The 25,213-nt window shown below is 68.8% G+C and carries 23 protein-coding genes and 4 pseudogenes; 18 read left to right on the forward strand and 9 right to left on the reverse strand.

Annotated features, from left to right (window positions below; all coding sequences use genetic code 11):
• Window positions 1-192: 192 nt before the first annotated feature.
• Together ACIA8E_RS34155 and ACIA8E_RS34160 are read left to right on the forward strand one after the other, a co-directional pair.
• Window positions 193-747 carry an SMI1/KNR4 family protein gene (locus ACIA8E_RS34155; protein ID WP_399304073.1) on the forward strand — a complete coding sequence of 185 codons (555 nt, stop codon included), beginning with the start codon at window positions 193-195 and terminating at the stop codon, window positions 745-747.
• 118 nt (window positions 748-865) lie between these two features.
• Window positions 866-1,348 (forward strand): annotated as a pseudogene (locus ACIA8E_RS34160) (transposase); the annotation flags it as partial.
• An 8-nt stretch (window positions 1,349-1,356) separates the two neighbouring features.
• On the opposite strand, the gene ACIA8E_RS34165 reads toward ACIA8E_RS34160, so the two are convergent.
• Window positions 1,357-1,521 (reverse strand): hypothetical protein, encoded by a 165-nt coding sequence (locus ACIA8E_RS34165; RefSeq protein ID WP_399304075.1) that lies wholly within the window; start codon window positions 1,519-1,521, stop codon window positions 1,357-1,359.
• A 402-nt stretch (window positions 1,522-1,923) separates the two neighbouring features.
• Window positions 1,924-2,721 carry a maleylpyruvate isomerase family mycothiol-dependent enzyme gene (locus tag ACIA8E_RS34170; RefSeq protein ID WP_399304077.1) on the reverse strand — a complete coding sequence of 266 codons (798 nt, stop codon included), beginning with the start codon at window positions 2,719-2,721 and terminating at the stop codon, window positions 1,924-1,926.
• A gap of 362 nt (window positions 2,722-3,083) precedes the next feature.
• Here ACIA8E_RS34170 and ACIA8E_RS34175 point away from each other — a divergent pair.
• A pseudogene (locus tag ACIA8E_RS34175) lies at window positions 3,084-3,359 on the forward strand (site-specific integrase); the annotation flags it as partial.
• 441 nt (window positions 3,360-3,800) lie between these two features.
• Here ACIA8E_RS34175 and ACIA8E_RS34180 read toward each other — a convergent pair.
• Window positions 3,801-4,271 carry an ArsI/CadI family heavy metal resistance metalloenzyme gene (locus tag ACIA8E_RS34180; RefSeq protein ID WP_399304079.1) on the reverse strand — a complete coding sequence of 157 codons (471 nt, stop codon included), beginning with the start codon at window positions 4,269-4,271 and terminating at the stop codon, window positions 3,801-3,803.
• 96 nt (window positions 4,272-4,367) lie between these two features.
• Between ACIA8E_RS34180 and ACIA8E_RS34185 the strand changes: the two genes are divergently transcribed.
• The 4 genes and pseudogenes from ACIA8E_RS34185 to ACIA8E_RS34200 all read left to right on the forward strand — a co-directional run bounded on the left by ACIA8E_RS34185 (window position 4,368) and on the right by ACIA8E_RS34200 (window position 7,835).
• Window positions 4,368-4,751 (forward strand): ArsR/SmtB family transcription factor, encoded by a 384-nt coding sequence (locus ACIA8E_RS34185; RefSeq protein ID WP_399304081.1) that lies wholly within the window; start codon window positions 4,368-4,370, stop codon window positions 4,749-4,751.
• A gap of 8 nt (window positions 4,752-4,759) precedes the next feature.
• A pseudogene (locus ACIA8E_RS34190) lies at window positions 4,760-5,169 on the forward strand (aquaporin); the annotation flags it as partial.
• A 65-nt stretch (window positions 5,170-5,234) separates the two neighbouring features.
• Complete coding sequence (locus ACIA8E_RS34195; RefSeq protein ID WP_399304083.1) at window positions 5,235-6,233, forward strand: NAD(P)H-dependent flavin oxidoreductase; 999 nt, start codon at window positions 5,235-5,237, stop codon at window positions 6,231-6,233.
• Between the two features lie 564 nt (window positions 6,234-6,797).
• Window positions 6,798-7,835, forward strand: a complete 1,038-nt coding sequence (locus ACIA8E_RS34200; protein ID WP_399304085.1) for a YihY/virulence factor BrkB family protein — start codon at window positions 6,798-6,800, stop codon at window positions 7,833-7,835.
• A gap of 229 nt (window positions 7,836-8,064) precedes the next feature.
• Here ACIA8E_RS34200 and ACIA8E_RS34205 read toward each other — a convergent pair whose 3' ends face one another.
• Together ACIA8E_RS34205 and ACIA8E_RS34210 are read right to left on the reverse strand one after the other, a co-directional pair.
• Window positions 8,065-9,045, reverse strand: a complete 981-nt coding sequence (locus tag ACIA8E_RS34205) for an aldo/keto reductase (RefSeq protein ID WP_399304087.1) — start codon at window positions 9,043-9,045, stop codon at window positions 8,065-8,067.
• Between the two features lie 303 nt (window positions 9,046-9,348).
• Complete coding sequence (locus tag ACIA8E_RS34210; RefSeq protein ID WP_399304201.1) at window positions 9,349-11,379, reverse strand: prolyl oligopeptidase family protein; 2,031 nt, start codon at window positions 11,377-11,379, stop codon at window positions 9,349-9,351.
• An 804-nt stretch (window positions 11,380-12,183) separates the two neighbouring features.
• Between ACIA8E_RS34210 and ACIA8E_RS34215 the strand changes: the two genes are divergently transcribed.
• The 3 genes from ACIA8E_RS34215 (at window position 12,184) to ACIA8E_RS34225 (ending at window position 13,211) form a co-directional block, all read left to right on the forward strand.
• Complete coding sequence (locus tag ACIA8E_RS34215) at window positions 12,184-12,393, forward strand: hypothetical protein (protein WP_399304089.1); 210 nt, start codon at window positions 12,184-12,186, stop codon at window positions 12,391-12,393.
• Between the two features lie 69 nt (window positions 12,394-12,462).
• Window positions 12,463-12,618: a hypothetical protein gene (locus ACIA8E_RS34220; RefSeq protein ID WP_399304091.1), complete on the forward strand. Its 156-nt coding sequence runs from the start codon at window positions 12,463-12,465 to the stop codon at window positions 12,616-12,618.
• 56 nt (window positions 12,619-12,674) lie between these two features.
• A complete protein-coding gene (locus ACIA8E_RS34225; RefSeq protein WP_399304093.1) occupies window positions 12,675-13,211 on the forward strand; it encodes a nuclear transport factor 2 family protein in 537 nt (178 codons plus the stop codon).
• Window positions 13,212-13,460: 249 nt separating this feature from the next.
• Here the strand turns inward: ACIA8E_RS34225 and ACIA8E_RS34230 are convergent, their stop codons facing one another.
• Both ACIA8E_RS34230 and ACIA8E_RS34235 read right to left on the reverse strand, forming a co-directional pair.
• The gene (locus ACIA8E_RS34230) at window positions 13,461-14,012 is read right to left on the reverse strand and encodes an HD domain-containing protein (RefSeq protein WP_399304095.1); all 552 of its coding nucleotides are present in this window, start codon (window positions 14,010-14,012) and stop codon (window positions 13,461-13,463) included.
• A gap of 356 nt (window positions 14,013-14,368) precedes the next feature.
• Window positions 14,369-14,935: a TetR family transcriptional regulator gene (locus ACIA8E_RS34235; RefSeq protein ID WP_399304097.1), complete on the reverse strand. Its 567-nt coding sequence runs from the start codon at window positions 14,933-14,935 to the stop codon at window positions 14,369-14,371.
• A 148-nt stretch (window positions 14,936-15,083) separates the two neighbouring features.
• On the opposite strand from ACIA8E_RS34235, the gene ACIA8E_RS34240 reads away from it, so the two are divergent.
• From ACIA8E_RS34240 to ACIA8E_RS34260, 5 genes are all read left to right on the forward strand, one after another.
• Complete coding sequence (locus ACIA8E_RS34240; protein ID WP_399304099.1) at window positions 15,084-16,019, forward strand: SDR family oxidoreductase; 936 nt, start codon at window positions 15,084-15,086, stop codon at window positions 16,017-16,019.
• 63 nt (window positions 16,020-16,082) lie between these two features.
• A complete protein-coding gene (locus ACIA8E_RS34245; RefSeq protein ID WP_399304101.1) occupies window positions 16,083-16,925 on the forward strand; it encodes a DUF1206 domain-containing protein in 843 nt (280 codons plus the stop codon).
• Between the two features lie 569 nt (window positions 16,926-17,494).
• Window positions 17,495-18,640 carry a PP2C family protein-serine/threonine phosphatase gene (locus ACIA8E_RS34250; protein WP_399304103.1) on the forward strand — a complete coding sequence of 382 codons (1,146 nt, stop codon included), beginning with the start codon at window positions 17,495-17,497 and terminating at the stop codon, window positions 18,638-18,640.
• Window positions 18,641-18,794: 154 nt separating this feature from the next.
• Window positions 18,795-19,562 carry a D-Ala-D-Ala carboxypeptidase family metallohydrolase gene (locus tag ACIA8E_RS34255; protein WP_399304105.1) on the forward strand — a complete coding sequence of 256 codons (768 nt, stop codon included), beginning with the start codon at window positions 18,795-18,797 and terminating at the stop codon, window positions 19,560-19,562.
• Between the two features lie 223 nt (window positions 19,563-19,785).
• A complete protein-coding gene (locus tag ACIA8E_RS34260) occupies window positions 19,786-20,253 on the forward strand; it encodes a DUF5990 family protein (protein ID WP_399304107.1) in 468 nt (155 codons plus the stop codon).
• Window positions 20,254-20,373: 120 nt separating this feature from the next.
• Here ACIA8E_RS34260 and ACIA8E_RS34265 read toward each other — a convergent pair whose 3' ends face one another.
• On the reverse strand, window positions 20,374-21,081 hold the full coding sequence (locus ACIA8E_RS34265; RefSeq protein ID WP_399304109.1) for an SDR family NAD(P)-dependent oxidoreductase: 708 nt from the start codon (window positions 21,079-21,081) through the stop codon (window positions 20,374-20,376).
• 101 nt (window positions 21,082-21,182) lie between these two features.
• Between ACIA8E_RS34265 and ACIA8E_RS34270 the strand changes: the two genes are divergently transcribed.
• Window positions 21,183-22,013 carry a helix-turn-helix transcriptional regulator gene (locus tag ACIA8E_RS34270; RefSeq protein WP_399304111.1) on the forward strand — a complete coding sequence of 277 codons (831 nt, stop codon included), beginning with the start codon at window positions 21,183-21,185 and terminating at the stop codon, window positions 22,011-22,013.
• A 163-nt stretch (window positions 22,014-22,176) separates the two neighbouring features.
• On the opposite strand, the pseudogene ACIA8E_RS34275 reads toward ACIA8E_RS34270, so the two are convergent.
• Window positions 22,177-22,822, reverse strand: a pseudogene (locus tag ACIA8E_RS34275) (DNA alkylation repair protein).
• A gap of 589 nt (window positions 22,823-23,411) precedes the next feature.
• On the opposite strand from ACIA8E_RS34275, the gene ACIA8E_RS34280 reads away from it, so the two are divergent.
• Window positions 23,412-23,819: a YciI family protein gene (locus tag ACIA8E_RS34280; RefSeq protein ID WP_399304113.1), complete on the forward strand. Its 408-nt coding sequence runs from the start codon at window positions 23,412-23,414 to the stop codon at window positions 23,817-23,819.
• A gap of 8 nt (window positions 23,820-23,827) precedes the next feature.
• On the forward strand, window positions 23,828-24,973 hold the full coding sequence (locus ACIA8E_RS34285; protein WP_399304203.1) for an RNA polymerase sigma factor: 1,146 nt from the start codon (window positions 23,828-23,830) through the stop codon (window positions 24,971-24,973).
• Window positions 24,974-25,213 lie beyond the last annotated feature (240 nt).

The raw sequence follows: 25,213 nt of genomic DNA on the forward strand, positions 1-25,213 counted from the left end.
CCGCTACGAGAAGCGCGCCTACATCTACCTCGGCACCGTCACCCTCGCAGCCCTCGTGATCTGGCTCCGAACATGATCCGAGAAACAGTGCCTAGGCCGTGTATCGAAAGTGGATCTTGAGTGACGGATGGGGGCGATTCGCTGCCGGGCCGTAGGGTGCGCCGTGAGGTAGACGTTCAGAGAGGAATGGCCATGGGGGACGTGCAGCTGGCGTGGCAGCGACTGGTGGACTGGCTGGAGACGAATGCACCGACGACTGCATCGTCGGTTCTCGCTCCCGCTCCGCCGGCAGCGATCACTGCGGCAGAGAAGCGCATGGGCGTCGTTCTCCCGGTCGACCTTCGGACGTGGCTCCTGGCCTCCGGGGCCGACAACGGCCCTGTTGGTGTCACGGAGGGGGTCGTGCCCGGCAACAACCGCGATTTGCTGGGACTCGCGGCCATGGAGCGGACGTACCACTTCAAGATGGAGATCGAGCGCGACGACCCGTCCCCCGATCCGGAGTTTCCGTTCTGGCATGAGCAGTGGATTCCGATCATCTCGGACGAAGATAGTTGTTACGGCAAATTCCTGGATGCGCGTAGCGGTCAGATCGGTTCATTCGGCGATGGGGATGAGCCATCTTTCGGAGTTCACGAGTCACTGACCGCTCTGTTCAGCGAGATGGTCGCCCTCATGGAGCAGATTTCTGCGGGGGAGCAGCGCGCTGCTGGACGTGTTCAAGACGGCAGGCTCATCTGGGACTGATGATCGGCGTACGCACGTAGGCCCACGGTGCCGACCGACATCTCCCACCGTGATTTGAACCTTCGCCGCACCGTTCGAGATCCACTTCCGATACACGCCCTAGGGGACCCGGGCCCTGATCGGCGCGGTGTTCGGCCCGACCAGAGAGGGCGAGACCGACTATGCCCGTCGGCTGCTGCACCACCTGCGCCCGGACATGCTGGTCCTATGGGACAAGAGCTTCGACGCCAACACCTCCCTCGCCGCCGTGGCCGGCACCGGCGCCCAGTTCCTGGGCCGGATCCGCGCCAACCGCCGCACCCCCGTCCCTGTCCGTCTCGCGGACGGCTCCTATCTGTCCGTCCTTGGCTCCGTCGCGGTCCGCCTCGTCGAGGCACAGATCGTCGTGACCTGCAAGGACGGCACCTCGTTCACCGGCTCCTACCGCCTCGCCACCACCTTGACCGACGCTCGCCGCTACCCGGCCGGGGCACTGGTCGCGCTCTATCACCAGCGGTGGGAGCATGAATCGACCTACTACGCGCTGCGGCACACCCTCCTGCGGGGCCGGGTGCTCCGTTCGGCCGACCCCGCCGGTGTCGAGCAGGAGCTGTGGGCTCAACTCGCGCTCTACCAGGCCCTGCGGACGGTCATGGTGGAGGCCACCGAGTCCCGGCCCGGCACCGATCCGGACCGCTGCGGCTTCACCACCGCCCTGCACACCGCCCGTGACCTGGTCGTCCAGGCCGCCGGCGTCACCGGATACGGGACGACCGGTGTCATCGGCCAGCGCATCCTGGCCGGGCTCCTTCCGCCGAGGCGGCCCCGCGTCAGCACCCGCAAGGTCAAGTCGCCCATCTCCCGCTACCACGCCCGCCAGGACGACCGCCCGGATACCAGCCGCACCGTCACCGGCCTCGACATCTCCATCCTCGAACCCGAACCTGAGCTGCCTGCCGCCTCACACGACGACCGTCACACCCCGCCGGACGACCGCCTCCGACAGCGTGTCCTGGACGTCCTCGACACCGACCCCGACCGCCACTGGCACCCGCGTGACCTCGCCCGCCACCTCGGCGACGTCACCCTGGGTCCGGCGCTGACCGCTGGGGTTCGTGCTTGTTGGTGTCAGCCGCTGGTGTCAGACGCCGCATGCAGTCTTGACAAGGCTTACTTCGCCGCTCTACAGCACCCGTCCTACTCCTCCGGGTCCCACGCGCGGAGCAGGTCGAACAAACCTGCGTCTCCCTCGATCTGCAGGGAGTCCGCCGGGATACGGTCGTACACGAAGAGAACCAGCTCACTGGCCGTGCCGCGAACGGAGACGCCAGCCGCGTTCGGGCCCTCGTCGGCAGCGGCGACAGGCGTCGTGCCGGGCGCGGAGATACGGGTGGAGCGTGCGCCGTCGCCGTCGACCGTGAGGCACCAGGAGCGGCCCTCGGTGGCGTGGAAGTCGAAGGCAGTGGGCTTGTGCGGCCAGGCACTCGTCGTTGCGACGCAGGTGGACAGGAACTCCTCGACACCGTCGAGTGCCACCTCATCCGGCAGCGGCTCCGGGGCACCCACAGTGACCTGGGCGTCGTAGGTGTGCACCGCGATCTGCTGGAGCTGGTGCCGGGCTACGGCGCCACAGGTCTGCGGCGACTGGGACGCACCCCACCACGTCCAGCAACCGCGATCCGGGCCGGCCTTCCGCAATGCGTCCAGCAGTTGCTCCGTGGACTCCGCCAACCAGGCCAGCAGGGCCTCGCGCTCCCGAGGCGCAGCCGGGGCGCCCTCCGCTGCGGACTTGGCCGGAGCAGGCCCTGCGGCGACGGTGGCGGCCCAGGCGCGGCGCCCCTCGCCGATGTGCTGCGCCAGATCGAACAGCGTCCACTCGGGGCAGGTCGGCACCTGTACGTCGAGGCTGGGCGCGGAGGCGACCGCGGCGCGGAAGGCAGTCGACCGTTCGTCGATCAGTCGCAACAGAACGGGGAACGTAAGTGTCGTTGTCACATGGACTCTCTATCACTGTGTTACGACAATCGGACAGTGATTTTCACAGCGGAGGCAACGAGCGCGCGGCACGGGCCGGGCGCCCTCAGTGACGGCGTGTCCACATTCTGAAACGATCAGTGAGTCACGCAACGCCGCACCGGCAAGGCCTCATTAACCGCTCTTACCGTGCCCAACTTGAGGTTTCCGATTGACCCGCGGGTCTGGCTCCGACAGGAACCACAACTGTCCCTGCTGCCATCCCGTCCGCCTTCGACCCACACACCGTGGAGCGGGCGTGGTTCAGGGCGTCAAGGTGGAGCGCGCCACTGTACGAACGACTGTGAGGATTGGTCATGGCACCGCTCGGCGGCCTGACCCATCGCCAGTGGCGTCCTGCTCTACGCGCTGCTGGCGTGGTCACCGAGCGGGATAACGGAATGCACGCGCTGCGGCACTTCTACGCGTCCGTACTCCTGGACGCGGGCGAGAGCATGAAGGCTCTCAGTGAATACCTCGGCCACCATGACCCCGGCTTCACGCTGCGTACCTGCACGCATCTGATGCCTTCGAGCGAGACCCGTACGCGGGCGGCCGTAGACACAGTTCGGGCCGCCTCGGTTGCCGATAACGGCCCCGAGACGGCCCAAGAAAGCTGATAGGTCGCCGACCTGCGAAAATCTCAGAAGCCGAAGGACTGACACGCCGGGTTCCCAGCCCGCGGTCACGTAAACGATCAACCCTGTGAACTGCTGCCGAAATGCCGGCAGTTGTCAGGGCTGGTCATCCTTGAGCGCCCTTCCACGGCCCATGACGACCCCGGGAGGGCGCTCCGCGGTGCGATGTGGCATCCACTTTCGGAATTCGGGCGTGGCACCCGCCGTGGCAGCTCCGATCCGGGCGCCACGCCCGTTCAAGCCCATCCAGCACTGCAGTTGTGGGCCGCCGTTGATGGTTATGGATGTCGGAGTGACCGCTCGGCACGTCTCAGTCGCCGCGACCGACGCTTGTCCTGCCGGGCCCACCGCCACCCATCGAAGCGCGTCCGGACTCGACGTGGTAGCCCACCCGTCGACGATTTGACCTGGTGCGCTGCTGCACTAACTGCCGCAGGCGCATCCGGTACCGGTGGCGACGGACTCGGCCTGCTCGTCGGAGGTGCAGCAGGCGGCCAGTGCGCTGTCGGCGCTCTTACCGAGGGTGCCGGCGTCGGCCTTGACGACGTAGACCTCCCAGGGCTCCTTGCCGGGCCCTGAGACCCAGACCTTGTCCTGGAGGGCGTAGCAGCAGGAGGTGTCGTTCTCCTCGAAGGTGGTCAGGCCCGCTTCCTGGAGTCGGCCGGTGGCCGCGGTGACCTGGTCGGCGGACTCGACCTCGATGCCGAGGTGGTCCAGGCGGGTGTTCTGGCCGTCCTCGCCTTCGATCAGGACGAGCTTGAGCGGGGGCTCGGTGATGGCGAAGTTGGCATAGCCGGGGCGGAGCTTGGCGGGCTCGGCGCCGAAGAGCTTGGAGTAGAAGGCGATCGAGCCTTCGAGGTCGGCGACGCGCAGGGCGAGCTGAACGCGGGACATGACTGTCTCCCTCATCTGACTCTGCATCGACATCTATCGATACAGCTCGACAAGCTCGAGGTTGCCACCAGAATCGACAAGCGTCAACATAGACACATGTCGAAATCAGAGCTTCGGGTTCTCGCGCAGATCGACCAGGCGGTGTGCTGCTCGCCGATGGTCCACGAACCGCTGGGCGAGGCGGACGCCGTCGACATGGCGCGCATGTTCAAGGCGCTCTCGGACCCGGTGCGGCTGCGGCTCCTGTCGCTGATCGCCTCCCACGAGGGTGGCGAGGCCTGCGTGTGTGACCTGACCGGGCCGTTCGACGTGTCACAGCCAACGATCTCGCACCATCTGAAGGTGCTGCGAGAAGCAGGCCTGGTGGGCTCCGAGCGGCGAGGCACCTGGGTCTACTACTGGGTGCTGCCGACGGCACTGGCCCGACTGTCCTCGCTCCTGCAGACCCCTGCCGAGCCGACCGAGGTCGCGGCCTGCTGACGACTTCCATAGCCTCTCTCGGCCGCCGCGGCGCAGCCGAGTTCATCGGTACGCCCGCCCTGCTGACGGTCGTGGTGGGCTCCGGCATTCAGTCAACCGAGCTGCCCCGCGGCGTGGGCGTGCAACTGTTCGCCGACTCGCTGACAACCGTGATCGGTCTGGCCCCGCTCATCGCTCTGCTCGGCCTGGTCACCGGCGCCCACTTCAACCCGGTCCTCACCCTCGCCGCATGGTGGACCGGCCGCTCGACGGACGACAGGTCGACTGTCCGCGAGGTCGCCGTCACCTGTCCGCCCAGATTGCCGGCGCCATCGGCGGCGCGATCCTGGCCAACGCCATGGTCACCGAACCCCTGGTGCGCTTCTGCACCCATGACCGGCCCGCAGGGCACTTGTGGCCGGGCGAAGTCGTCGCGACCAGGCATCCAACGGCCCCCTTGACATGCCACCCGTCGGCGTTTCGTCAATCCGCTAGTGTTCGTCCATGTTGCAGACGAGATTCACCGATATGTTCGGGCTTGCCCATCCGGTGATGTCGGCCCCCATGGCTCTGCACAGCGGCGGCACACTCGCTGCCGCGGTCTCCGCCGCCGGTGGACTCGGCTGTTTCGGGGGTACGCATCCCTGGGAGGGGCCCGGCTGGATCCGTGCGGAGATCGCGACCATCCGTGCCACGACGGACCGGCCGTTCGCAGTCGGTTTCATCACGCCGTTCCTCCCTTTCACCGAGCCGCTGTTCGACGCCACGCTGGAGGAGCGGCCAGAGGTCGTCGCATTGTCGTTCGCCGATCCCCAGCCGTGGCTTGCCCGGGCCAAGACCGCGGGAGCCCGGGTGATGTGCCAGGTCCAGAACTACAAGGACGCCGAGGCGGCGGTTGCTGCAGGGGTCGATGTCCTCGTGGCGCAGGGCAACGAGGCCGGCGGTCACACCGGGACGATGGGCCTGCTGCCGTTCCTGACCGGGATCGTGCGGAGGTATCCCGACGTCCCGGTGCTGGCCGCAGGCGGCATCGGCGACGGACGAACGCTCGCGGCCGTCCTCACCGCCGGTGCGGACGGCGCCTGGCTGGGCACGGCATTCCTCGCCACGCCCGAGGCGGTCGAGGTACACGACATCCACAAGCGTCTGATCGTCGAGAGCGACGGCGGCGACACCGTGTGGACACGGGCCTACGACATCGTGTCAGGACTGCCGTGGCCGATCGGTATCGGCGAACGCGTCCGCCGCAACCGGTTCACCGACGAGTGGTCGGAACGCGAGTCAACGCTGCGGGACCGCACGGAGGAATTCAGGCCTGCGGAAGGCGCCAACCCCTTCGCCGCCCCGCCCGATCCCGACACCAGCGAGATCATCTACGGTCAGTCGGCGTCCTTCGTCGATGCCGTGCGCCCGGCCGCTGACGTGGTCCGCGCGATCAGCGACGAGGCCGAAGCGATCCTGGACTCGCGGCCCCGCTCGCTACTCGGCCGACCTACAACCTGATCGGTGTGGCAGCCGGCCCGATGGAACGGCCACACGGGCCCATGCTGTGTCGCCAGGACATTCAGCATCCCAAGCGCCGCCCCCATGGAAGCGGCACGTTTCGTCAGGCGTGTCGTCGCGCTGGGCAGCACGCCGGGTGTTCGGGGCGTCAGGTGCGGAGCCAACACGTCGGGCGTCGTGGGAGCAGTCACCAAGGATCCGCCCCGATCCGCGTTCGTCCGCCGCTGTGATGTCAGCCGCTGATGTCAGACACCGGTGGGCCGCTCAGCGGTCGCCAGCCCGTACTGCGGCCCTGGCCCCCGAGGTCGCGTTCGCCGGACGCGCATCCGCCTCGCTTCTCGTCGGTGATCCATTCCACGCAGGTGGGGTCGGCTGGTCCGGATGGGCGCCATCCAGTCGCCGGTACCCAGCTCAGTGAGTGTGATGGAGATGCGGCCTCTCGGCCGCTTCAGCGGGCTGCATTCTGCGCACCTGCTGGAGGCAGCGATGTTGCATGCATGCGAAGCAGAGTGCACCTGAGCGCGTCGGCCATCGCGAGCACCGGCGCTGGACGAAGGAGTCCATATGGCAACGCCATCCTCTGACGGGCCGGACCACGCACGCCCTGACGTCAACGGCGCAGACCACGTCGGCGGCGCGGGCCGGCCGCCCCACGACGGCGAGGGTGGTGACGGCGGCGATACCAGCCGCCCATCCCGGGAAGGTGCCGCGGAAGGCGGTTCGTCCAAGGGCGCTGTGAAGCGCACATTGCGGGAGTTCAAGGAGGACAACCTCACGGACTGGGCAGCTGCCCTGACCTACTACGGAGTCCTGGCGATCTTCCCGGCCCTGCTGGCTCTGGTGTCCATTCTGGGTCTGCTGGGCCCTGCCACCATCGACAAGCTGATCAAGAACCTCTCCAGCATCGCGCCCGGGTCCGTGCGCGACGTCCTCACCACGGTCCTGGAGCAGCTCAAAGGCGGTCAAGGGAAGGCCCTGCTCGCGTTGATCATCGGTGTCGTCCTGGCACTGTGGTCGGCCTCCGGCTACGTCGCTGCGTTCATGCGGGCATCCAACATCGTCTATGACATCGGCGAGGGCAGGCCGGTCTGGAAGACGCTGCCGGTCCGCTTCGGTATCACCGTGGCCGTGGTGATCCTCCTGGCCCTCACCGCGGTCGGCGTCGTCTTCACCGGCCCACTGGCCAAGAAAATGGGGTCGTTCCTGGGGCTGGGCGACACGGCGGTGACCGCGTGGAACATCGCCAAGTGGCCCGTCATGTTCCTCCTGGTCGTTCTGATCATCATGCTGCTGTACTGGGCCGCCCCCAACGTCAAGCGGCAAATCCGACGCGTGATGCCAGGCGGTGTCCTGGCCGTGGTGATCTGGCTCATCGCCTCGGCGCTGTTCGCCCTCTACGTCGCCAACTTCAGCAGCTACAACAAGACCTACGGCGCCTTCGCCACCCCCATCGTCGCGCTGATCTGGCTGTGGCTCACCAACATCGCGATCCTGCTGGGGCTGGAGTTCAACGCCGAACTCGAACGTGGGCGTGCCATCGATAGCGGTCACCCTCCGGGTGACGAGCCTTACGCCGAGCCCCGCGACACCCGCAAACTCTGATGCCGGCCGCTTCGGTCTCACGATGTGACTGTGGCTGGTTCCTGCCCCGTGCAAGGGAGAGATGGCGCGCGAGGTGGGAACACCCCGCGCACGTCTCCATCACGGCCACGGTCTCTGCTGAAGCCTCCGTGCCCGCGGCGGATCCTGACTTCCCGATCTTGCGCTTTCGCGTGGAAAATCGCCCAGTAGTTGATTTCTCGACGCGCGGAGCGGCGCTTTGCCAGACCTCTTACTGCAGCAGCTCAGCGACCTCGGACAACTGGGCCTTGGTCAGGGGGCCGCGCTGGAGGGCCCTGGCGTTCTCCTCGGCCTGGACGACGCTGCGGAAGCCGGGGATCGGCACCGTCCGCGGGCTACGTGCCCACAGCCACGCGAGGGCGCCCTGTGCAAGCGTGCGGTCGTCGGCGGTGAGCACGTCCCGCACGGCGTTGATGCGCGCCCTCCACTGCGCTGCGGGCACGCCACCCTCATCGAACCAGCGCAGCCACGCAGGCGGCACCGAACGGATGTCACCCGCGGCGCCGCGGCCCGAGGAGCCCTGTTTGCCGGTGAGCAGACCCATAGCGAGCGGGCTGCGCACGATGGACGCGAGTCCGCGCTGCTCGCACAATGCCAGCATTTCAGGCGCGTCCACCAGCACATTGCACGCGTGCTGGACGCCCACGCAGTGCTCCCCGTGGGCGAAGAGCGCCGCTCGCCCGGGATCGTCGGTGCTCCAGGCGTACGCGCGGATGAGCCCTTCTCGTACGAAATCCTCGCAGACTTCGCGCAGTTCGGTTGCCTCGTCCAGCGGTACGTCGCCCAGATGCAGCTGGTAGACGTCGATCCAATCGGTGCCCAGCCGCCGCAGCGACGCGGTCAGTGCGCGGCGCGCGTACGCGACGGTTGTGTCCTCACCGGTCAGTGTGCGGGTCTCCGCGTCGAAGACGTTGCCCCACTTGGTGGCGATGACCACCTCGTCCCGCCGACCCGCGAGCGCCCGCCCCAGTACCCGCTCGCTGCGGCCGGTACCGTACACGTCCGCGGTGTCGAAAAAGGTGACCCCGAGCTCCATCGCGCGCCGGATCGCCGCGATGGATTCCTGGTCGTCGACGGTGCCCCATCCGAGGGGGTTCCCGTCGGCGTCCTGCCACTCACCGCCGATGGCCCAGCACCCGAACCCCAACGCACTGACCTCGATCTCGCTGTCTCCCAGCGTTCTGTTCTCCATGCCTACGCACGCTACGAGTTGGAGCGCACACGAGGGCAAGGCCGCCGAATGATCCAGAGTTCCTTGTCCATCGAGTGGATCGATCGACCGCTCGACGCCACCGGCCCGACTCCGAACCCGGGGAGCCAAGCCGGTCATGGCAGTTGAGATCGGGAGCCTGTGGAACACCACGTCAGTTCCTGCCTCCCCGCGGACTGCCGCCGGACGCCGGGCGCGGCATCGGCGGCTGTCGACGGAATCGCAGCGGAAGAGCTCGGCTTGGACTCAGCGCGCTCCCCTCGGGTCCAGATGAGTTCCGCCCGGTCAGCCGGAGGCCGGCAGAACCGGTTGGGTGAGATGCCGCCGCAAGAAGGTATGCACCAGCGCCTTGTTGTGGGCGGACTGTTCGTTGTCGCTGGCGCCCGCGTGGCCACCGCCGGTGTTCTCGTGGAGCAGGACCGGGTGGCCGAGTTCGCGCAGCCGTGCGGCCGCCTTGCGGGCATGGCCCGGGTGGACGCGGTCGTCACGGGTGGAGGTCGTCAGAAGAACCGGCGGGTAGACCTGGTCTGCGGTGAGCTGGTGGTACGGGGAAAGCGCGCGGAGGTGGGGGCGATCGGCTTCGTCGTCCGGGTTGCCGTACTCGGCGATCCAGGACGCACCGGCGAGAAGCTTATGGAAGCGGAGCATGTCCAGGAGCGGTACCTGAGCGACGATCGCGCCGAACAGCTGCGGGTAGCGGGTGACCATCGCGCCCATGAGCAGGCCGCCGTTGCTGCCCCCCGCGGCGCCCAGCATGCCCGGGGTGGTGATGCCCCGCGCGATGAGGTCTGCGGCGACGGCCGCGAAGTCCTCGAAGGCTCGCGATCGGTCCGCGCCGAGCGCGGCCTGGTGCCAGTTCGGTCCGTACTCGCCGCCACCTCGGATGTTCGCGGTCACGTAGGTGCCGCCACGCTCCAGCCACGCCCGGCCCGTCACCGCGTCGTAGAAGGGGGTGAGGGAGACCTCGAAACCGCCGTATCCGTGGAGCAGGGCGGGTCCTGGGCCGGTGAGGGAACGGTCGGGGCCGATCACGAAGTACGGCACCCTCGTGCCGTCCTGGGAAGTCGCGAAGAACTGCTCCGCCGCCAGACCAGCCGCGTCGAAGCGGGCCGGAGCCTGCTTAAGGATCTCTGTATCGGCGCCGATCTGCCCGCGGTAGAGAGCGGCGGGCTGCAAGAACCCCGACACGTCCAGGAAGTACTCGTCGGAGACGTCCGGGTCCGTGTCCACGACAGTGACGGCGGACAGCGCCGGAACGTCCGCGAGCGGCTTGCGTTCCCACCCACCGACGGGGGTCGGGGTGAGGACCTCGATGCGGGTACTGACGTCGCGCATCGTCTCCAGGATCAGATGGTGGCGGGTCCATGAGTGCCCGGTCAGAGCCGTTCGCTCATCCGGGGTGAACAGCACCTCCGCGGTACGGTCGCCCGCCAGGAAGGCGTCGAAGTCGAACGCCAGCAGAGAGCCCGCCCTCTGTCCGAGCCAGTCGGACTTCAAGGTGACGATCAGATGCTGCCGATGGAAATGGGTACTGGCGTCCTCAGGAACGTCGATCCTGACGAGCGTGGCATCGGGAGTCAGGAGGTACACCTCGCTGCGGAAGAAGTCCTGCGACCTGGCGACGAAGTCCCGCTCGAAACCGGGTGTGGTGTCGCGCCAGCCCCAGGTCGACACATCTCCCGTCTCGCCCTCGAAGACCAGGGCGGCTTCCTCCAACGGCGTGCCGCGTCGCCACCTGCGAACCGTGCGCGGATAGCCGGCGTCGGTCAGCGAGCCCGGCCCGAAGTCCGTGCCGATGAAGACGGTGTCGGCGTCGATCCACCCGATCCGCGTCTTCGCCTCCCCCACCTGGAACCCGCTCTCGACAAAAGCCCGAGTGGCGAGGTCGAACTCGCGCACCACAACGGCATCACCACCGTCGCGCGACAGACGCACCAGCGCCCGGTCGTAATCGGGATGGCGCACCTGCGCACCGGCCCACACCCACTTCTCGCCCTCCGCGGCAGCAAGCGCGTCGACGTCGAGAAGGACCTCCCACTCCGGGGCATCCTTGCGGTACTGCTCCAGCGTCGTACGCCGCCACACACCACGCACGTGCCCGGCGTCCCGCCAGAAGTTGTAAAGGAACACTCCGACACGGGCGGTGTACGGGATGCGGTCCGAAGCGTCCAACACCTCGCGCAAGCGCTCCTTCAAGGAACTGAACCCGGCGCCGACAGCCAGCACGGCCTCCGTCTCGGCATTCCGCTCGGCCACCCACTCGAGCGCGGCCTCACCCTCAACGTCTTCCAGCCACAAATACGGGTCGTCATCCATCACAAGCCGAATTGTGCAGGCCCGGAACGCGTGGTGGTACCACATCCGCCCAATGTCCGGGCGTGCGCTCTCGGCTGTGGTGCCATCCGGTGCGTCCGCTCGGGCATACCGGACGTACCCGATGGCCACCACCGACGCTGCCCCGGCTGACCGGCGCTCGCCGCGCCGGCCAGGAACGTCATGTACGACGAAGGAACGGAAACGGGCAGACCGGTCCGCGGTCACGAAGACCTGACCGCCGCTTTGCGGCTGGTGTCTGAACTGGGACTCCAGGGCCATGATCCCGTGGGTTCAGGGAAACCGAAGGTCCTTCAGCGCGAACCCGCGGCCCGCCGGCGTGCGTCAGGCCGATGCGTCCGTGGGTTCGGGTGAGACACGAGGATGCTGAGCGATCCGCAGCGTCAAGCTGACCGACGTTCCCGCGGATCGTTCCGTCCGTTTGTGCCAGAACCCGAGTACCGACAGCAGTTGTTCAGCATCTCGGGAGGCAGCCGAAGGGCAGCACCGGCTGCCGGCCGTCCCGCGACGCCGCAACGACGTCACCCGGATCCTCAAGCACGTGGTGGTACCCGCGCCGGTGCACCGCTGGTTCGACGCACAGCACCACAGGCCAGGCCGCCCCCTTCCCCGAAGGGGGCGGGATCGCCGCCCGGTCACGGTCAGCCGCTTGCTGTTGCGCGGACCGTGCGGCAGGAGTACCTGACCAGTCCGTGCAAGTCGAGACAAAATACCCGTCGACCAGACGGGCGACGGCAGCCCTGAGCTCGGGATGCTGCGATCAGGAGCCTGGTGCACTCTGGACGGATGAGCGCCCCGATAGTCGTGCACCACTCTGCACCGACCGGTGGTCGGGTGGTCACCATCAACGATGAGATGGTCGGCCTCGTCCACGACGACCACGCCCTGATCGAACTCCTCCGGCGTGCCGGCGTCTACGACGCCGAGAATTGTCTCGACGACCCGACCTGGATCGAATGGCACGGCGGCCCGGCCCACCGGTACGAAGCGCTGTGACGTAAGCCCTGCACATCCGGAAGGAGTCAGGGCTGTCCCGCCCGCGCCAGACGGGGACCGGGACGTGTTTTGGACCGCACCGGCCGTTGTGCGGCCGAGCCCGACGGGCAGCCGATCTCTATCAGCGGCACGGCCGTCTGGGCGGTGCGCGAGGACGGCAAGCTGCAGCACAACTGGGTGGAACGTGCCACTTGGGAGCTGTACCAGCAGCTGACGAGCACCTGAGGGCGGTGAGACGATCACCCCGCCTCGTGGTCACTGCCACGGGGGGCCTCGCTGTCATGGAACGTACCCACTACGAGGTCTGGTCGACAGACGCCCTGGACGGCGCAACAGCGCACGAGTCGGCCACCGCTGCCGAGGTTACGCTGATTCCCAGAAGGCTGGGAGACCGGAATGTCGTCCGATACTTCTGCGATCGGAGGGATGCAATGGGAGACCGGGAGACCCGAGCGGCATTGGACCGGCACTGGGCAGCGTCTGCTGCCGGGGACCAAGACGCCGAGCACGAGATCTATCACGACGACGTCATCACTGACTATCCCCAGTCGGGTGAGCGCATCCACGGCCGCCGCAATCTACAGGCGCTGCGCTCAAACCACCCGGCCGAGCTCACCTTTACCATCCGTCGGATTCTCGGTAATGGGGATCTTTGGATCACCGAATATGTGATCGACTACGATGGGAAACCCGCATCCACTATCAGCATCATGGAATTCCGCGACGGCAAGGTCGCCCACGAGACCCAGTACTTCGCGGATCCGTTCACTCCGCCCGCCTGGCGCGCCGGATGGGTCGAGTCGATGCCCTTCAACTGACGCCTGCTTGCGATCCACTCGCGTGCCACATCGGGACCAGGGCGGAGCGGGGACTCACGGGGCTGTCCCGGCCGGACGGGGCCGAGGTCGTCAGGAATCCGAGCGCGGCGGTACTGCGCGGCACGTAGCGGGGGGACTTCGAGGACCTCGCAAAGTTCTGGCGGTACTCGAAGGCCAGAGCTGGTGGAGACGTAGACAGCCGGACCTCATTGCGAGTGACCTCGGGAACAAGTCCTACGTGGCCCCGTCTCACGCCGCTGCCGCGGCCACACGCTCCACCACTGGACGCCAGCATTCCAGACCCGGCACGCGCAGGCCCACGACTTTGCCCGCATCGTCGGCGCGGCGCAGCGCGACGGCCGCCGTGGAGTCGGGGTCTGCTTCGAAGACGGCGGCTTCCTCCGACGTCATGACGCCGCCCTGGCAGCCGAGGGTGCGGGCGCTCTCCGGGGACAGCACCAGGTGCGCGTCAGTGGCGGCCAAGTAGCGCTTGGCGGGGATGTGGAGGGCTACCAGGCGGGCGACCCGGGCGCCGAGGAGCCCTATGACGGCCGCCGCGGCGTGCTCGCCGTGGCCGGCCTCGTCGCCGGGCAGCAGGTGGTGGCCGATGTCGTGAACGAGCCCGGCGACCTGCAACTCCTCGTCGTCGGGATGGCGCTCGGCGAGGACCGCCGCAACCTGCAGGCCATGGTCGAGGATGTCCACCGGGTCGCCTGAGCCGTCTGGGGTGTCCCAGGCATCCTCGCAGTCGGCCAGCAGTGCCATGAGCTCGTCCACGGACGACAGTCGCTCTCCGTTCATGCCCGCACGCTGCCGAAGTCGTCCGTACGGCGGGTGTACGCGCGCCGTACTCCACGGGGCCGAGCAGCCAAGAAAGCCCGAAGTGGGATCGCTGCTCAGGCGGCGTCCGGTGTCCCAGTCCCCACTTCGGCACAGCGCCGGACCGGCTGCACACGATCGACAACGGACGGAAACACCGCAGCGCTCAGAGGAAGCGGGCAGAGCCGGAGGCGACCACTGCGCCCCGACCGCCTGAGCCCCGGCCCACGGCGCCCGCCGTACGGGCGTGCGCAGTCAACCGCGCCTGGGTGAACGGGCTGTGGCCAACCGCTCGCGCACGGCCCTGCGGTGGCCTGCCGCCCGGACCGGACCTGCGGTCACTCGCCCGCGGCGACCACTTTGAGTTCGTCGAGCGACTCCCGAAAGAAGTCTGCCAGGGTACGTTCCCCGCTGTCGCCGACCCAGCGCTCGAACCCGACCTTGAAGACGGCGATACCCGCCTCCGCGGTGAGGCTCGCGGCCGGGTCCTTGACGCCGCGTCGGCGCAGCGTGGCGGCGAGCGCCGCAGACAGCGACGCGAGCTTGATCAGCTCGCGCTCGCGCAGCTCCGCGTTCGCCATGATGACGGCCTGGCGTTGCCGCGCGAACTCGTGGCGCTCCAGGAAGAAGCCGGCGACGGTCTCCAGCGTCGCGGCCATCGCGTCGATCGGGGCCGCTGAGTCCGGGGTGCCGGCGAGGGTGTCCACGAAGGCCTCCTCCAGCGCGTGCGCACCCCCGAACAGCACCTCGCGCTTGTCGGCGTAGTGCCGGAAGAACGTCCGCTCGGTGAGCCCGGCGCGTTCGGCGATCTGCGCGGCGGTGGTCTGCTCGAACCCGCGTTCGCTGTAGAGATCCAGCGCTGCCTGCTCCAGCCGCCCGCGCGCGTTCGGCTCCCATCTGCCCATGCCCCGATCTTACGTGATGACAGTGACTGACATCAGATGCTACGGTTGATGACAGTCACTGACATAGGCACGTTCGCCGCACATCCAGAGTCCCGGTACCCCCGGTACCGCGCGGCGAGGACGGTCGCCCTACCCGGAGGTTCTCCTCATGCGTGTGTTCATCACCGGCGCGTCCGGCTGGATCGGTTCAGCCGTTGTTCCGGAACTCATCCGCGCCGGCCACCAAGTCGTCGGGCTCGCCCGCTCGGACGCCTCGGCTGCCGCCCTTGCCCAGGCCGGCGCCGAGGTGCGCCGCGGCACACTCGACGATCTCGACACCCTGCGCCGCGCTGCTGCCGACGCCGACGGCGTGATCCACCTCGCCTTCAAGCACGACATCGCGTTCAGCGGCGGCTTCGAGGACGCCGCCGACGCGGACCGGCGTGCCATCGACACGTTCGGCGAGGCGCTCGCCGGCTCCGACCGCCCGTTCCTCATCGCCTCCGGCACCCTCGGGCTGGCGCCCGGACGGGTCGCGACCGAGCAGGACGGCCACGCGACCGGCCCGGTCGGCGCCCATCTGACGGGCGGCCCGGCCAAGCGGCTGGCCAACGCGCACGCGACGGTCGCCCTCGCGGACCGAGGAGTCCGCTCGTCGGTCGTCCGGCTCCCTCCCACCGTGCACGGCGACGGGGACCACGGCTTCCTCGCCACCGTGGTCGCGATCGCCCGCGAGAATGGCGTCTCCGGCTACATCGGCGACGGCGCCAACCGCTGGCCCGCCGTGCACCGGTCCGACGCCGCGCACCTCTTCCGCCTGGCGCTGGAGAGCGCCCCGGCCGGCTCCACGCTGCACGCGATCGCGGACGAGGGCGTGCCGATCCGTACCGTCGCCGAAGTGATCGGGCGGCACCTCGGCCTGCCCGCGGCCTCGGTCTCCCCGGACGACGCGCCCGGGCACTTCAGCTGGCTGGCCGGCTTCCTCGGCATGGACAACCCCGCCTCCAGCGCGCACACCCGCGAACTCCTGGGGTGGCAGCCGACCCAGCCCGGGCTCATCGACGACCTCGACAAGGGCCACTACTTCGCCGTTCCCAAGAACTGAGGTGGAGTGAAGCAGAGAACCGGCTCCAGGAATCGCATACCCCTGCGGGGGCACACGGTGGACATGGCAACTCGACCGGTGAAGGCACGCGGACGCGTGCACGCCCAACGCGCGGCGAACAGCACAGCTGTTTCGGCCGCCGCCCGTGCGGGCTTCGTCGCCCGCGGGGTCATCTACGTACTGATAGGCGTCCTCTCGCTTCGGATCGCACTCTCCGACGGCGGTGGCAAGCAGGCGGACCGCGGTGGTGCGATCGCCGAGATCGCCGAGAAGCCCTTCGGTACCGTTCTGCTCTGGCTGCTCGGCATGGCCCTGGCGGGCATGGCCCTGTGGCGGCTGTCCGAAGCCGCTTTCGGGCAGGCGGGCCCGGACGGCAAGAAGGCGAGCAAGAGGGCAATGGCCGCCGGCCGTTTCGTCTTCTACGGATTCGTCTCGTACTCCGTGCTGTCCTACGCTGCCGGAAACACGGGCAGCGGCAGCGGCGGCTCCGACAAGGACTCCCAGGACGTCACAGCGAAAGCGCTGGACTGGCCCGGCGGGCAGTGGATCGTCGCCGTCGCCGGTATCGCGGTGGTCGCGGCCGGTGTGTGGATCGCGGTGAGGGCGATCATGCATAAGTTCCACAAGCACCTGAAGATGTTCGAGATGTCGGAGAAGGCCCGCAAGGTGATCGATTTCCTCGGGATGTTCGGCGGCGTCTCCCGGGGCATCGTCTTCGCCGTCGCGGGCGTCTTCGCCGTCGCGGCGGCTGTCCAGCACAAGCCCGGCAAGGCCAAGGGCATGGACGACACCCTGCGCTCCTTCACCGAGACCCCTGCGGGGCCTTGGCTGCTGGTACTGATCGCAGTCGGCCTCGCGGCGTTCGGGGTCTTCTCCTGGGCCAATGCCCGCTGGCGCAAGGTCTGACAGGCGGAGGTGGATCCGTGCGGTGCGCGAAGTGGCTGCGGCGACAAGAACTCCTTCCGCTCACCTCGGCAACCCGAACGGAGCGCACCGATACCGGTGGCGGCGAGCTCACCCGACACGGCTGCGGTCACGACGACGCGCCCCGGAAACCCAGCCGGGGCCAACATCTCTTCGCCGTAGCAGCGGACGGACGCAGCGGGCACCGCCGGTCAGGTAGGCGGCGGCCTGCCCTCCGGAGTTCCCGCCGCCGATGACCCCCACCTTGTTGTCCCGGCACAGCTACGCTGCCACCGCACTGGCGGTGCAGAAGACTCCGGCGCCCTCGAAGGCCTCCGACCCCGCACGGCCGGCTGACGGCGCTCCGGCACGTTCAAGTGGTAGCCGATGACCTCGCAACGGCGCGGTCGGTCACTTTCTCACCGAGGCCGTGCAGGACCGATCGCGTCGGTTCCTTCTGCCGGAGCGCCAGTACTGAGCGCGGTGCGCGACGCGCAACGTCCGGCATCACCCTTGATCGATCGCAGCCGGCCGACTCGTCAGCGGCCTCGGGGCGGTGCACTGTGGAAGACGTGGGCCTAAGGGAAGGTGTCACGGGTCTGCGGGAGTCATGGCGGCCGGGCCACGCGCTCCTGGCGATTCCCGTCGCGCTCATCGTCGTGATCGCAACCGTGGACATCCTGCTGCCGGAAGACATCTATCTGGGGCCGCTGCTGGTCATCGCGCCCGCGATCACTTCCTCATTCGAGGGCCCCGTACTGACGGGAGTGGTGGGGCTCCTGGCGGTGGCGGCCCAGGCATTCATCGCCCTGCACTCCGGCGTGCTGACCTCCCGGAACGCTTTGGTGCAGATCGCCGCCCTCGCGATCCTCTCCGCCCTGACCGTGTTCTTCTGCCTGATACGCGAGCGGCACAGCCGACAGCTCGCCCGGGTGCGCTCAGTGGCCGAAACCACACAGAAGGTACTGCTGCGGCCGCTCCCGGACCGTATCGGCCCACTGCGGATCGCCTCCTTGTACCTGGCCGCCGAGGACGAGGCCCAGATCGGAGGCGACCTGTACGCGTCCACCCGCATCGAGGGCGGAACCCGCATGATGATCGGCGACGTGAGAGGCAAGGGCCTGGCCGCCATCGAAGAAGCCGCCCTCCTGCTCGGCGCCTTCCGCGAGGCCGCCCACCAGCACACCGGCCTGCCCGCACTGGCCGCGGCTCTCGATCAGAGCGTCACCCGCTACCACGCCGACTTCGAGCCGGAGGATGAGGACGACGCCGGGGAACGCTTCGTCACAGCGCTGCTGCTGGAGATACCCGAGGAAGGCCCCGTCAGCCGAATGACCAGCTGCGGCCACCCTGCTCCCCTGCTGCTCAGCCGAGGACACGCGGAAGCCGTCCCGAGTCGGCACCCAGCGCCCCCGCTGGGGATCGGCGACATGGGGCCGGCGGGCTACACCGTCGACGTGTTCGCCTTCGAGGCGGGAGACACTCTCCTCCTTTTCACCGACGGCGTCATCGAAGCACGCGACCGAGGCGGCGACTTCTACCCGCTCGCGGAACGCGCCGCCCAGTGGACCGAGAGTCCCCCGGAGACGCTCCTGCACCACCTGCGACGCGACCTCCTCACCTACGTCGGCGGGCGCCTGGGCGACGACGCCGCCATCATCGCGATCCACCGCAGCCCCGTCCCTCATCCGGAATACCGCCCTGGAGATCACCCCTGACGGCTTTTCGTCGCGGCTCCGGAGGAACCAGTACCAACGGACGCCGGCGGGAGCGACGTCGCCAGCGGCGCTCTTCCGCCACACCCGCATGTCCGTGACACTGGCGCAGTTCGCGTCATCCACTGCACTGCGACAGGTCCGTGAAAGGACGAAAATGGCTCCTTCCCGCTCCTTTTCCCTCTTTCCGCACTCGTTCGACCGCCGTACGGCGCTGCGCGGGACGCTGGCCGCCGGCCTCGGTGCCGTACTCGGGCCTGTTCTGCTGTCGGGGGCCGCGCAGGCGTACTCCTGGTCGCGCACCCTGAACCAGGGGGCCACCGGTGCCGACGTGACCGAACTGCAGATCAGAGTCGCCGGGTGGGCCGCGGACAGCGCCAGTCAGACCCGCGTGGCCATCGACGGCAACTTCGGCGCCGGCACCGCGGCAGCGGTCCGCCGGTTCCAGGCGGCCTACGGACTCACCGCCGACGGCAGCGCCGGGCCCGCGACCCAGTCGCAGCTCAACGCCCTGGAGCAGTCGGACGGTTCGACCGTGCACTTCGACTTCAGCGAGTTCACCGACCGGATCAGCGGCACCTTCTCCGGCGGCAAGCTGAGCGCGACCGACGTCAAGGAGAATGCCCGCCGAGCGATGTACAAGCTGGAGGCGCTGCGCAAGAAGCTCGGCAACGTCCCCATCACGGTCAATTCCGGTTTCCGCAGCATCGCGCACAATGCCGACGTCGGCGGCGCCAGCGACAGCATGCACCTGTACGGCACGGCGGCCGACCTTGCCGTCTCCGGAGTGCCCAACAAGACCGTCTACCAGAAGGCGGAGACCTCCGGCTTCTCCGGCCTGGAGACCTACACCGCGGACCACCAGCACGTCGACAGCCGGGCGGACCTCGGCCGGGCCTGGTGGTGGGAGAACGGCACCGTCTAAGGGTCTCCTGAAGACTTGTCGGTGGAGGGGTGTCCCGGTTGAGGGATGCCCCTTCGCTGTTGTGCGGAGATGGTGGCGAGGGTCCAGGTGCGGCCTGTGTGGGTGAGGCCGAGGTTGGTCAGTGGGCGGAGGCTGGGGGCTGCGTAGCCAGCATGAGCATCAGGAAACCTGGCCATCGAAGCCCCAACACACCGGGCTCAGGCGATGGAGGATGATGACCGGCATGCACATCCGCATCGACGCCGTCGACCTGCCCGGCCTCAGCTGCCAGGCCCCCGCCGACGCCAAAGTCCCCGCGTACAGCAACATCCACGTCGCCGTGCAACGCCGCGACCGTCCGGCCGAACTCCTCGACCCGCAGCCGGCCGACGCCGCGTCCGCGACGTGGACCCTGGAGTGCACCGCGATCTCCTCGCCGACCGGCACCGAGGTGAAAGGCCCCTACGTGCAGGACCGTCTGGGCCACCGGTTCATCTACCTGTCGTGGGGCACGGTCGACGAGTCGGGCACCTTCACGATGTTCCGCCGCGCCAAGCTCATGCTCGACGCCGTCCCCGCCGACGTACTCGCCTCCGCCGCACACGACGGCCTGCTGATCGGACGCCTCGGGCTGACCGACGCGTGCGGCAACCCCCTGTGCGCACGGGTGGTGCCCCCGCACATCTCCTGGACCGCCGAGCCCGCCGCGTAGAAGCGGCCGGCCGACTGTGATGCGCGGGCTGTGACCTCGACGGAGAGGAGGCCGCGCCCACCCCGCCGGGCTTGTCGGGGCGGGCGCGGCGGGGTCGAGTGATGGCGGGTCGGTGCGGCCTTACCAGGGCAGGGTGCCCTCGGCGTCGAAGAAGCCCCCTGTGGGGCCGTCGGGGCCGGCCTGTGCCATACGCACAATGATCTCGGCGCCCTGCTCGACGCTCTGGACGCCGGTGTTCCCGTTCAGGTCGGTCTTGGTGAAGCCGGGCTCCACCGCGTTGATCCGCATGTTCGGGAATGCCTTCGCGTACTGCACCGTGATCGCGTTGACCGCTGCCTTCGACGCCGGGTAGGCCACGCCCGGGTAGGCGTACGACGGGGTACCCGCCGCGGTGATCCGGGTCAGCGAGGCCAGGCCGCTGCTGACGTTGACCACGACCGGGGCCCCGGAACGCTCGAGCAGCGGCAGGAACGCGTGCAGGACCCGCACCGTGCCGAACACGTTCGTCTCGAACGTGTTCCGCATGATGTCGGCGGACACGTCCCCGGCACCGATCACGACGTTGCCGGCACCCCTTTCCTCGATGCCTGCGTTGTTGATCAGTACGTCCAGCCCTCCATCGGCCTCGATGGTCCTCGCCGCCGCCTCGACGGACGCGTCGCTGGTGGTATCGAGCTGGACCAGCCGTGCGCCCAGCTGCTCGGCGGCACGGCGCCCGCGTTCGGCGTCCCGGCTTCCGATGTAGACGGTGTGGCCCGCGGCGGTGAGGCGGCGGGCGGTCTCGAAGCCGAGACCCTTGTTCGCTCCGGTGATCAGTGTCGTTGTCATGCCTCCAGGCTGCGGCTGAGTCTCGGCAGCAGCCAGGCGTCCCGTCTTCCTGGGACTGCCAGTACCAGGACGTTCCGCGCGCGGCGGTGCACAGTGGTGACATGGCGAGCACGGGATTCGGGCGCACGGTGCGGCGCTGGCGCGACCGGGTCTCCCCGGAGGCGGCCGGGCTGCCCGCGGGCGGCCATCGGCGCGCGGCCGGACTGCGCCGGGAGGAGCTGGCCCTGCTGGCCGGGATTTCGGTCGACTATGTGACCCGCCTGGAACAGGGCAGGGCGACCAACCCCTCGGAGCAGGTCGTCGAGGCCCTGGGGCGTGCCCTGCGCCTCTCCGCGGCCGAGCGCGAGCACTTGTTCCACGCCGCCGGGCTCGTACCCCCGGGGCAGGGCGCGGTGCCTGCCTACATCACACCGAGTGTGCACCGGATGCTGGACCGGCTGACCGGGACGCCCGTCGCGGTCTTCGACGCGGCGTGGACGCAGTTGCTGGCCAACCCCCTGTACACGGCGCTGATGGGCGAGCGGCATGGCCGGGAGCGCAACGGCGCATGGCGCGTCTTCCTCGGGTCGGGTGATCGCGTCCGCTACACGGCGCAGTCCCGGCGCGCGATGGAGACCGCGGTGGTCGCCGACCTGCGCACGACTGCCGTCCGGTACCCGGATGACCAGCAACTGCGGCGCCTGGTGACAGAGTTGCGCACGAAAAGTGAACGGTTCGCAGAACTGTGGGATGCGGGCGCCTTGGGTCAGCACGAGGCTGCGCGCAAGACCATCGATCACCCGCAGGTGGGCTCCCTGACGTTGGACTGCGATGTGCTCAGCGTGGCGGGCAGCGACCTGCGCATCATGATTTACACGGCTGAGCCCGGCACCCCGGACACCGAACGCCTGGAGCTCCTCGCCGTCCTCGGCACCCAGACACTCGTCGGATAGCCACCCTGCCGCAACCGCTATCTCCTCGCGGCCACTGTCCTCAGGTCACCGGCCTGCGGTGGGGACAAGGTGAGTCATCCTGGGGAACGGAACCCATGCCTGCCTTGCAGTTCCGTTCGAACCATGGGCCGGATAGCAGGCGCCGCCGTGAGCGCGGACCTTCCTACTTGTCGTGCTGTCGGCGCACCATCTCGGTGATCCAGACGGGCGCGAACGGAGACGTGCAGCCCGGGGAAGTCGGGTAGTCCTTGAGCACCTCCAGGCGCTCACCGATGTCGATTGCGCGGGTGCGGTACTCGGCGTGCTCGATCCCGATCTGAGCCAGGCAGTGGTTCATCGCCCACTGCAGGCGTCCCGGGGCGTCTTTCATCTCCGCCTCGATGACATCGATCAGTCCTGCGAGGTCGAGGCCCTCCGGCTTCTTCGCCACGCGTTCGGTGGTCAGCGCCCAGCCGGCACTCGCGACCACTGGATCCGGATCGGCGGCCCAGGCCAGGCGCAGCTCTTCGGAGTGCCGGTTCTTCTTCACCACGTAGTTCACGAGCCAGTCGTGCACCTTGGGTGTACGCGACTCGCGCAACATGACGTCCAACTCGTCACGCTCGAACGCCTTCGGGCGGCAGATCAGGATCGCCCAGCAGTCGCGCCGCGGTGTCATCCGTCTCCCAGAGCCGGCTCGCGAGCTCCTGCTGCGTCTTCAGACGCTTCGCGAGCGCGCGCAGCTTGCTGAGGTTCACACCGTGATCGTCACCGTGTTTCTCGTTCACCACGCGTGTCTTCGGGTCCTCGAGCTCGGCCAGCTCGGCCATCACCCCGGCCACCGTCGTCTCGGTCAGCGCCGTCTCGGCCACATCAGCCTCCCGTCCATCACGCGCGCCATGCAGCCTACGACGGAAGTCGGCCTCCTGTCGTACACGCCGGTTCGGCGGCAGAAACCGACGCGCTTCGTCCACCGTGATGGCCTTCACCCCCGATGCGCGCTTCTTGACGTCGATCGAAGTCTCGGCGTGCTTCTTGTACCGCGTTCCACCAGGTGTGCCGGCGCACCACGAGCGGCCGCGCTATGGCCGACACCATGGTGTCGTCGAGCCGCAGCAGGCCGACCGCCCGCTCCACCGCCCGGCTGGTGGGCTTGGCCCGTGGCGACGCGAATTCGTCCTCAGTAACGCACGCGAGGTCTTCCCTTGATTCAGTTGCTCGGTCGCTGCTGATCTTGGAGGGCCTCGCTCCGTCTCGCCCTCGCCCCACGCCGTGGCCCCGGACGCCGCGAGCCGGCTCACCAGGCTCATGTACGAGAGCCAAAAAAAATCGGACGGCGATGTCGAGAACCCGTGACCGGCTCCGTCCCAGCAATGAACGCGACCACAATGGGTCGCACCGGTACCGAGGAGAAACACGATGGCCAAGTACTTGCTGCTCAAGCACTACCGCGGCGCCCCGGCGGCGGTCAACGACGTGCCCATGGACCAGTGGACGCCGGAGGAGATCTCGGCCCACATGCAATACATGCAGGACTTCGCGGACCGGCTCGAGAAGTCCGGCGAATTCGTCGACGGTCAAGCTCTCGCCGCCGAGGGGACGTTCGTCCGGTACGACGGCGAGGGTCGCCCCCCGGTCACTGACGGACCGTTCGCTGAGACCAAGGATCTCATCGCCGGCTGGATGGTGATCGACGTCGACAGCTACGAGCGCGCCGTCGAGCTGGCCGGGAAGCTGTCGGCCGCCCCCGGGGCGGGCGGGAAGCCGATCCACGAGTGGCTGGAGCTGCGCCCGTTCCTGACCGCGCCGCCCACCATCACGGAGTGACCTCATCAATGAACGAGGCCCTGCTCAGGAGCCTCACACCGAGCGTGCTCGGGGTCCTCGTCCGCCGCGGAGCCGACTTCGCGACGGCCGAGGACGCCGTACAGGACGCGCTGGTCGAGGCGGTCCGCGTCTGGCCGGCCGACCCCCCGCGGGACCCGAAGGGCTGGCTGGTCACCGTGGCCTGGCGCCGGTTCCTCGACGCCACCCGGGCGGACACAGCCCGCCGCCGGCGTGAGGACCTCGTCGTCGAGGAGCCGGCGCCCGGGCCCGCGCCCACGGTTGACGACACGCTCCAGCTCTACTTCCTGTGCGCCCACCCGTCACTGACGCCGTCGTCCGCGGTCGCGCTCACACTGCGCGCCGTCGGCGGGCTGACCACCCGACAGATCGCCCAGGCCTACCTGGTACCCGAGGCGACCATGGCGCAGCGCGTCAGCCGGGCCAAGCGCACCGTCTCCGGCGTGCGGTTCGACCAGCCCGGCAACGTCGCCACCGTGCTGCGCGTCCTGTACCTGGTCTTCAACGAGGGCTACTCCGGCGACGTCGACCTCGCCGCCGAGGCCATCCGGCTCACCCGGCAGCTCGCGGCCGCGATCGACCACCCCGAGGTGGCGGGGCTGCTCGCCCTCATGCTGCTCCACCACGCCAGGCGCGCCGCCCGGACCGCGCCCGACGGCAGCCTGGTGCCGCTGGCCGCGCAGGACCGCAGCCGGTGGGACACGAGGTCGATCGCCGAAGGCGTCGGGATCCTGCAGGCGGCCCTCTCCCGCGACCGCCTCGGCGAGTTCCAGGCCCAGGCCGCCATCGCGGCGCTCCACGCGGATGCGCCCACCGCCGAGGAGACCGACTGGGTGCAGATCGTCGAGTGGTACGACGAACTCGCGCGCCTGACCGACAGCCCGATCGTCCGGCTGAACCGCGCCGTGGCCGTCGGCGAGGCCGACGGACCGCGTGCCGGCCTGGCGGCGCTCGTGGCGGTGGACGACTCACTGCCCCGCCACGCCGCGGTGGCGGCGTACCTCCACGAGCGCGACGGCGACCTGGCGACGGCAGCACGGCTGTACGCCGAGGCGGCCCAAAAAGCACCCAACCTCGCCGAGCGCGACCACCTGACGCGCCAGGCCGCCCGGCTCAACGCCCGCGGGTGTCGCTGACGGTTCACGCTCGGATTTGCCCGCAGCGCTTGGCGCGGTCCCGCGGCCAAAGCGGTCGCCTCAAAGGTAGTAGACGGGTCGAGACCAGCCTCGCGACGCGTTGCCGGCGGGGAAGCTTACGACCGCTCGCACAATGGCACGCCGGGTCCTTCACGTCAGACGCCTCCCTTGCTGCCAACGAGGTCTGGCGAGCCCTGGACAGGTGTGGACCGGCGGTGTTCGATGTAGGACGGTTCAAGA

The organism is Streptomyces sp. NPDC051664 (genome assembly GCF_044453545.1).
Lineage (GTDB): Bacteria > Actinomycetota > Actinomycetes > Streptomycetales > Streptomycetaceae > Streptomyces.